The sequence below is a fragment of the Streptomyces sp. NPDC006798 genome (assembly GCF_040635975.1).
Classification (GTDB): domain Bacteria; phylum Actinomycetota; class Actinomycetes; order Streptomycetales; family Streptomycetaceae; genus Streptomyces.
This window is the reverse complement of record NZ_JBEYIS010000024.1, coordinates 111,294-117,786: the sequence shown is the minus strand read 5'-3', so window position 1 is coordinate 117,786 and position 6,493 is coordinate 111,294. Positions and strand designations below refer to the sequence as shown.

Annotated in this window: 6 protein-coding genes; 5 read left to right on the top strand and 1 reads right to left on the bottom strand. The window is 70.4% G+C overall.

Translation table 11 applies throughout. The features are described 5' to 3' along the window. Positions 1–184 precede the first annotated feature (184 nt). From ABZ714_RS18600 to ABZ714_RS18590, 3 genes are all read left to right on the top strand, one after another. The gene (locus tag ABZ714_RS18600) at positions 185–694 is read left to right on the top strand and encodes a MarR family transcriptional regulator (protein WP_358826319.1); all 510 of its coding nucleotides are present in this window, start codon (positions 185–187) and stop codon (positions 692–694) included. Between the two features lie 155 nt (positions 695–849). Then, positions 850–1,176, top strand: a complete 327-nt coding sequence (locus ABZ714_RS18595; RefSeq protein ID WP_358826318.1) for a DUF3817 domain-containing protein — start codon at positions 850–852, stop codon at positions 1,174–1,176. A 103-nt stretch (positions 1,177–1,279) separates the two neighbouring features. Next, complete coding sequence (locus tag ABZ714_RS18590; protein ID WP_358826317.1) at positions 1,280–2,980, top strand: methylmalonyl-CoA mutase family protein; 1,701 nt, start codon at positions 1,280–1,282, stop codon at positions 2,978–2,980. Positions 2,981–3,049: 69 nt separating this feature from the next. Here the strand turns inward: ABZ714_RS18590 and ABZ714_RS18585 are convergent, their stop codons facing one another. Continuing rightward, complete coding sequence (locus tag ABZ714_RS18585) at positions 3,050–3,772, bottom strand: TetR/AcrR family transcriptional regulator (RefSeq protein WP_358826316.1); 723 nt, start codon at positions 3,770–3,772, stop codon at positions 3,050–3,052. 311 nt (positions 3,773–4,083) lie between these two features. On the opposite strand from ABZ714_RS18585, the gene ABZ714_RS18580 reads away from it, so the two are divergent. After that, a complete protein-coding gene (locus ABZ714_RS18580; RefSeq protein WP_358826315.1) occupies positions 4,084–5,055 on the top strand; it encodes a tetratricopeptide repeat protein in 972 nt (323 codons plus the stop codon). Positions 5,056–5,769: 714 nt separating this feature from the next. After that, on the top strand, positions 5,770–6,426 hold the full coding sequence (locus ABZ714_RS18575; protein WP_358826314.1) for a DUF6230 family protein: 657 nt from the start codon (positions 5,770–5,772) through the stop codon (positions 6,424–6,426). Positions 6,427–6,493: the final 67 nt, after the last annotated feature.

The following is a 6,493-nucleotide window of genomic DNA, read 5'->3' as shown; positions in this document are numbered from 1 at the left end:
TCGATGACTTCGAAGGTGAAGCTCGCGAGCTTCGCGTTGGCCGGGAGTTCGATGGTCTGCCAGCCGAGGGCCTTGTCGCCGGGCGGGCCCGGGGCGCGTACGGTCACGGGCGGTCCCGGGCCCGGCGGGGTTCGAAGGGCGAGACGGGCCCCACGCTTCGGCGGTCACTCGATAGGGTCGGCCCGTGTCCAAGCCGCTCAGCCTCTCCTTCGACCCGATCGCCCGCGCCGACGAGCTGTGGCGGCAGCGCTGGGGCCCGGTGCCCTCGATGGCCGCGATCACCTCGATCATGCGGGCCCACCAGATCCTGCTGGCCGAGGTCGATGCCGTCGTCAGGCCGTACGGGCTCACCTTCGCCCGGTACGAGGCGCTGGTGCTGCTCACCTTCTCCAAGGCCGGTGAGCTGCCGATGTCCAAGATCGGCGAGCGGCTGATGGTCCACCCCACCTCCGTCACCAACACGGTCGACCGGCTGGTCAGGTCGGGTCTGGTGGCCAAGCGGCCCAATCCCAACGACGGCCGCGGCACCCTGGCGTCCATCACCGAAAGGGGCCGGGAGGTCGTCGAGGCCGCCACCCGGGACCTGATGGCCATGGACTTCGGCCTCGGCGCGTACGACGCCGACGAGTGCGCGGAGATCTTCGCGATGCTGCGGCCGCTGCGGGTGGCCGCCCAGGACTTCGACGAGGCGTGACCCCGGGGGGACGGCGGGTCCCGGCGGCCTCGCGGGGCCCGGTGCCCCGGTGAGCTCGTACGCGCTCCCCGGGCGCCCTCCGGCGCTCCGGCGCGCGCCGGGGCTGGACACCCCCGGCCGCGAGGTGGTATCCGCGCCCCGTTAGGCTCGGCGCCATGAAACAAACCGTGCTGACCCGCTACCGGGTGATGGCGTACATCACCGCCGTCTGGCTTCTGGTGTTCACCGGCGCCATCGTGCTGAAGTACGGCTTCGAGACCGGCGACACCATGGTGATCTCCCAGATCCACGGTGTCCTCTTCATCGTTTATGTGATCTTCGCCTTCGATCTGGGCTCCAAGGCGAAGTGGCCCTTCGGCAAGCTGCTGTGGGTGCTGGCGGCCGGATGCATCCCGGTGGCGTCCTTCTTCGTCGAGCCGAAGATCAGCCGGGAGACCCAGGCCCTGATCGACGGTGCGGCAGCGGAGCCCGTCCAGGCGTAGTCGCCCCCGGGGAACCGGGGCCGAGGTACCCGAACGCCGTACGGTTCCCTCGTACGGCGTTCTTCCATCGACATTTACTAGGACGTCCTAGTAAATTGGCTGTATGGACGCTGACGCCATTGAGGAGGGCCGCCGGCGCTGGCAGGCCCGCTACGACAAGGCCCGCAAGCGCGACGCGGACTTCACGACGCTCTCCGGCGACCCGGTCGAGCCGGTCTACGGGCCGCGGCCGGGTGACACGTACGAGGGATTCGAGCGGATCGGCTGGCCGGGGGAGTACCCGTACACCCGGGGGCTCCATCCGACCGGCTACCGGGGCCGGACCTGGACCATCCGCCAGTTCGCCGGGTTCGGCAACGCCGAGCAGACCAATGAGCGCTACAAGATGATCCTGGCCGCGGGCGGCGGCGGGCTCTCGGTCGCGTTCGACATGCCCACCCTGATGGGCCGGGACTCCGACGACCCCCGCTCCCTCGGCGAGGTCGGACACTGCGGGGTCGCCATCGACTCCGCCGCCGATATGGAGGTCCTCTTCAAGGACATCCCGCTCGGCGACGTCACCACCTCGATGACGATCAGCGGACCCGCCGTCCCCGTCTTCTGTATGTACCTCGTCGCGGCGGAGCGCCAGGGTGTCGATCCGGCCGTACTGAACGGCACGCTCCAGACGGACATCTTCAAGGAGTACATCGCCCAGAAGGAGTGGCTCTTCGAGCCCGAGCCGCATCTGCGGCTGATCGGCGATCTGATGGAGCACTGCGCGGCGGGCATCCCCGCCTACAAGCCGCTCTCCGTCTCCGGCTACCACATCCGCGAGGCCGGGGCGACGGCCGCGCAGGAGCTGGCGTACACCCTCGCCGACGGCTTCGGCTATGTCGAGCTGGGTCTGAGCCGCGGCCTCGACGTGGACGTCTTCGCGCCCGGACTCTCCTTCTTCTTCGACGCCCATCTCGACTTCTTCGAGGAGATCGCCAAGTTCCGGGCCGCCCGGCGGATCTGGGCGCGCTGGATGCGCGACGTCTACGGCGCCCGCAGCGACAAGGCGCAGTGGCTCCGCTTCCACACCCAGACCGCGGGTGTGTCGCTCACCGCGCAGCAGCCGTACAACAACGTCGTACGGACCGCGGTCGAGGCCCTTTCGGCGGTCCTCGGCGGCACCCAGTCGCTGCACACCAACGCCCTCGACGAGACCCTGGCCCTGCCCAGCGCCCAGGCCGCCGAGATCGCCCTGCGCACCCAGCAGGTGCTGATGGAGGAGGTCGGCGTCGCCAATGTCGCCGACCCGCTCGGCGGCTCCTGGTACGTGGAGCAGCTCACCGACCGGATCGAGGCCGACGCGGAACGGATCTTCGAGCGGATCGAGGAGCGGGGCCGCCGGGCCCATCCCGACGGGCGGCACCCGATCGGACCGGTCACCTCCGGGATCCTGCGCGGGATCGAGGACGGCTGGTTCACCGGGGAGATCGCGGAATCCGCCTTCCGCTACCAGCAGTCGCTGGAGAAGGGGGAGAAGCGGGTCGTCGGCGTCAATGTGCACCACGGCTCCGTCACCGGCGATCTGGAGATCCTGCGGGTCAGCCACGAGGTGGAACGCGAGCAGGTCCGGGTCCTGGCCGACCGGCGCACCCACCGCGACGACGCCCGGGTCCGGTCGTCCCTGGACGCGATGCTGACGGCGGCCAGGAGCGGGGCCAACATGATCGGCCCGATGCTGGACGCGGTCCGCGCGGAGGCCACCCTGGGCGAGATCTGCGGGGTGCTGCGGGACGAGTGGGGGACGTACACGGAACCGCCGGGGTTCTGAGCGGTTCCGAGCGGTATCGAGCGGTACGAGGGCCTGCGGCCCGGAGGCGGGCGGTCTCCGGGCCCGTGGTCAGCGGGGCGGTGGGAGGAGTCCGCCGAGCAGCAGGGACGTCAGGGAGCGGGCCCAGGCGGTGTCCACGGGCGCGGAGCTGACCAGGGTCCGGTGGACCACCGCGCCCGCGACCACATCGAAGATCAGATCGGCCTCGGTGTCGCTCTCGGCGCCGGCCGCGGTCTCGGGTTCCGTCGTACGGAGGTCGGGCTCGGGCTCGTGTCCGTCTTCGCGCCCGCTGTCGGCCGCCGGGCCGTCCGCCGGGCCGGGGCCGCCGTCGCGGTACGGCAGTTCGCCCCGGGCCTGGGCCCGGGCCCGCCCCTGGAGGACCAGCCGCTTCTGGCGGTCCACGATCGCCGAGCGGATCCGGCGGCGCAGCGCGTCGTCCCGGGTGCCCTCGGCGACCACCGCCATCAGGGCGGTCCGGGCCTCCGGGCGTTCCAGCAGCGCCGCGAACTGGAGGACGACATCCTCCATATCGGCGGCGAGACTGCCCCGGTCGGGCGGTCTCAGCTCGTCGAAGAGGACGGCGACCGCGTCGACGACGAGGTCGTTCTTGTTGTCCCAGCGGCGGTAGAGGGTGGTCTTGGCGATCCCGGCCCTGGCCGCGACCTCGCCCATGGTCAGCTTCGACCAGCCGAGGTCGACCAGGGTGGCGCGGGTCGCGTCCAGGATCGCCGTATCGGTCCCGGCGGTCCTGGGACGTCCCCTGTGGTTCCGGCGGCTCTGCCGACTCTGCATGACGAGTGACCATACCCGCGGGTAGACGGATCCTTGTGATCCAGTTCACGGCGGGGGTCCGGCACGGTAGAGTGCCGCCACCGTTACGCTACGACGCGTAGCGAAAGCGTTGGCGCCCCTCCCGCCGCGAGGCCGCGGGGCGCGTTCGCGGCCTTCTTCGCGACAGCCACCGGCGCGTGGTGGGGACCGCGCGCCACCGCAGGACCGTACGACCCCCGGGGACCCGCTCGTCCGAGCTGTTCCGGACAGCGGTGGCGGGGTTTTCACACCGTGCTTTTCACTTGCGCGCGCGAAGGGGGGAGGATGTACCCATGCAGCCTAGGAACATGTCCATGAGCGGTGTCGTCGACCTCGCCGCGGTGAAGGCGGCCAACGAGGCCAAGGCCAAGGCGGAGCAGGCCCGTGCCGAGGCCGCGCGCCAGGGCGGTGGCGGGGCCGTCGCCCCCTCCGGCCTGGTGATCGACGTCGACGAGACGGGCTTCGACCGCGATGTCGTCCAGCGGTCGGCCGAGGTACCGGTCGTCCTCGACTTCTGGGCCGAGTGGTGCCAGCCCTGCAAGCAGCTCGGCCCGCTGCTGGAGCGGCTGGCCGTGGAGTACAACGGGCGCTTCGTGCTCGCCAAGATCGATGTCGACGCCAACCAGACGCTGATGCAGCAGTTCGGCATCCAGGGCATCCCGGCCGTCTTCGCCGTGGTCGCGGGCCAGGCGCTGCCGCTGTTCCAGGGTGCCGCGCCCGAGGAGCAGATCCGGGCCACGCTGGACCAGCTGATCGAGGTCGCCGAGCAGCGGTTCGGGCTGACCGGGATCACCGTCGACCCGGGTGCCGACGGCGGTTCCGCCGAGCCGCAGGCCGCGCCTCCGGGGCCCTACGACTCCCTGCTCTCCGCCGCCGTCGACGCCCTGGACGCCGGTGACTTCGCGGGCGCCGTACGGGCGTACAAGAACGTGCTCTCGGACGATCCGGGCAATACGGAGGCCAAGCTGGGGCTGGCCCAGGCCGAACTGCTGGGCCGGGTCAAGGATCTGAACGCCCAGCAGGTGCGCCAGGACGCGGCGGCCCGGCCCGGTGATGTCGTCGCCCAGATCGCGGCGGCCGATCTCGATCTCGTCGGCGGTCATGTCGAGGATGCCTTCGGGCGGCTGATCGAGACGGTCCGGCGGACCGCGGGCGAGGAGCGCGACGCCGCGCGGGTCCGGCTGCTGGAGCTGTTCGAGGTCGTCGGGTCGGACGACCCCCGGGTCACGGCGGCCCGCGGGGCGCTGGCGCGCGTACTGTTCTGAACCCCTGCGGCGCTGAATCCCTGAACCGCTGAACCGCTGTCACGACCGGCCGCCGGGTCCGCCCCGGGGGCCGGTCGGCGGCGGGCCTCCGCGCGCGGTGGCGCCGGGCGCGGAGGTGCGGATTCCGGGCCGCCTCCGGGGCGTGCGTGAAGGGTGATGAAAGCGCTTTACCAAAAATTGGTAAAGTGGAGCCCTGTTACTCGCAGTAAGTCAACTGTCGTCCCGCATCCCGTTTTTGATGGCTTTCACCGCTTCTGGCGTGGGTGGCGCCGCACCCTGTGTGGCTGCCCGGAGTGGCGTGACGGGGTGGTGGTCGCCGAAGAGTTACTGGCCAGTAACCAAGCCCCTTGTGTCACGGCTCGGAATGCACCACGATCGGCACGCTCGGTCCACTATCGCACCGGCCCGGTTGCCGCCGTGCCCCCGCGATCGGTGGGTCCCCATCGGGCCGGCCGGCGGCACGCCGGACGCGGACAGGGGGGTACCTGTCGCCTGTACGACTCCGTACGGCAGGGCCTGTCCGAACCGAGGTTGCGCATGACGCGTCAGGCGTGATCAGTGGTTGTCGCTCGGGGGTGATCGCCGGTGTTCCGGACGCGCTGCGCGCCCGGACCGCAAGCGCTCTCCTTCCCGAGGACGTAGCACTTCTCCCATCTCCGGACGGGCGTCCGTCGTCCGCCTCCGGGGTGGTACGTCCGAGAAGGAGGAACAGTCATGGAGTCTGTGGCTCGTGGCGGAACCAGATGGAAAAGGTTCGCCATAGTCATGGTGCCGAGTGTGGCCGCCACGGCCGCGATCGGCGTCGGCCTGGCTCAGGGGGCGCTCGCGGCGTCCTTCGCCGTGTCGGGCCAGGAGTTCAAGGTGAGGGCCGGTTATCTGGAGGGCAAGGGGTTCTCTCAGTACGGGGGCGTGGTCAACGCGTACGCGGAGCCCGAAGGGGACGAGACGATCGGGCGGCCCGTCATGGTCTCGACCTTCAAGTCCGCGACGATCGAGGACATGTGCCAGTCGGTGGTCACCAAGGTGCCGCTGCTGGGCACCTTCACCCTTCAGTTGAAGGCGGGTTACGGCGACAAGTCCGTCACCGCCAAGAACCTCTATCTGGACATCACCGAACTCAAGGGTGATGCCACGTTCACCGAAATCGACATCGGTATCGCCGCCAAGCACACCGACGACGGGAACGGGGTGGGGAAGGGGCCCGCCGTCAAGAACGAGATCCAGCCCAACGGGTTCGCCCAGCAGGCCGACGAGGCCGTGCTCACCGAGGTGGAACAGCGGGCGTGGGCCACCACGGCGGGCACATTCACGCTCGGCGGTCTGGATATGAAGATCAAGAAGGGCTCCGGCCCCGGAGTCGAGTGTTTCTAGGTCCTCCTCCGCAGCAGAAGGGGGCCTGGGGCGGGCACCTTCCCGGGCGGGCGGTGACACCGGTGCG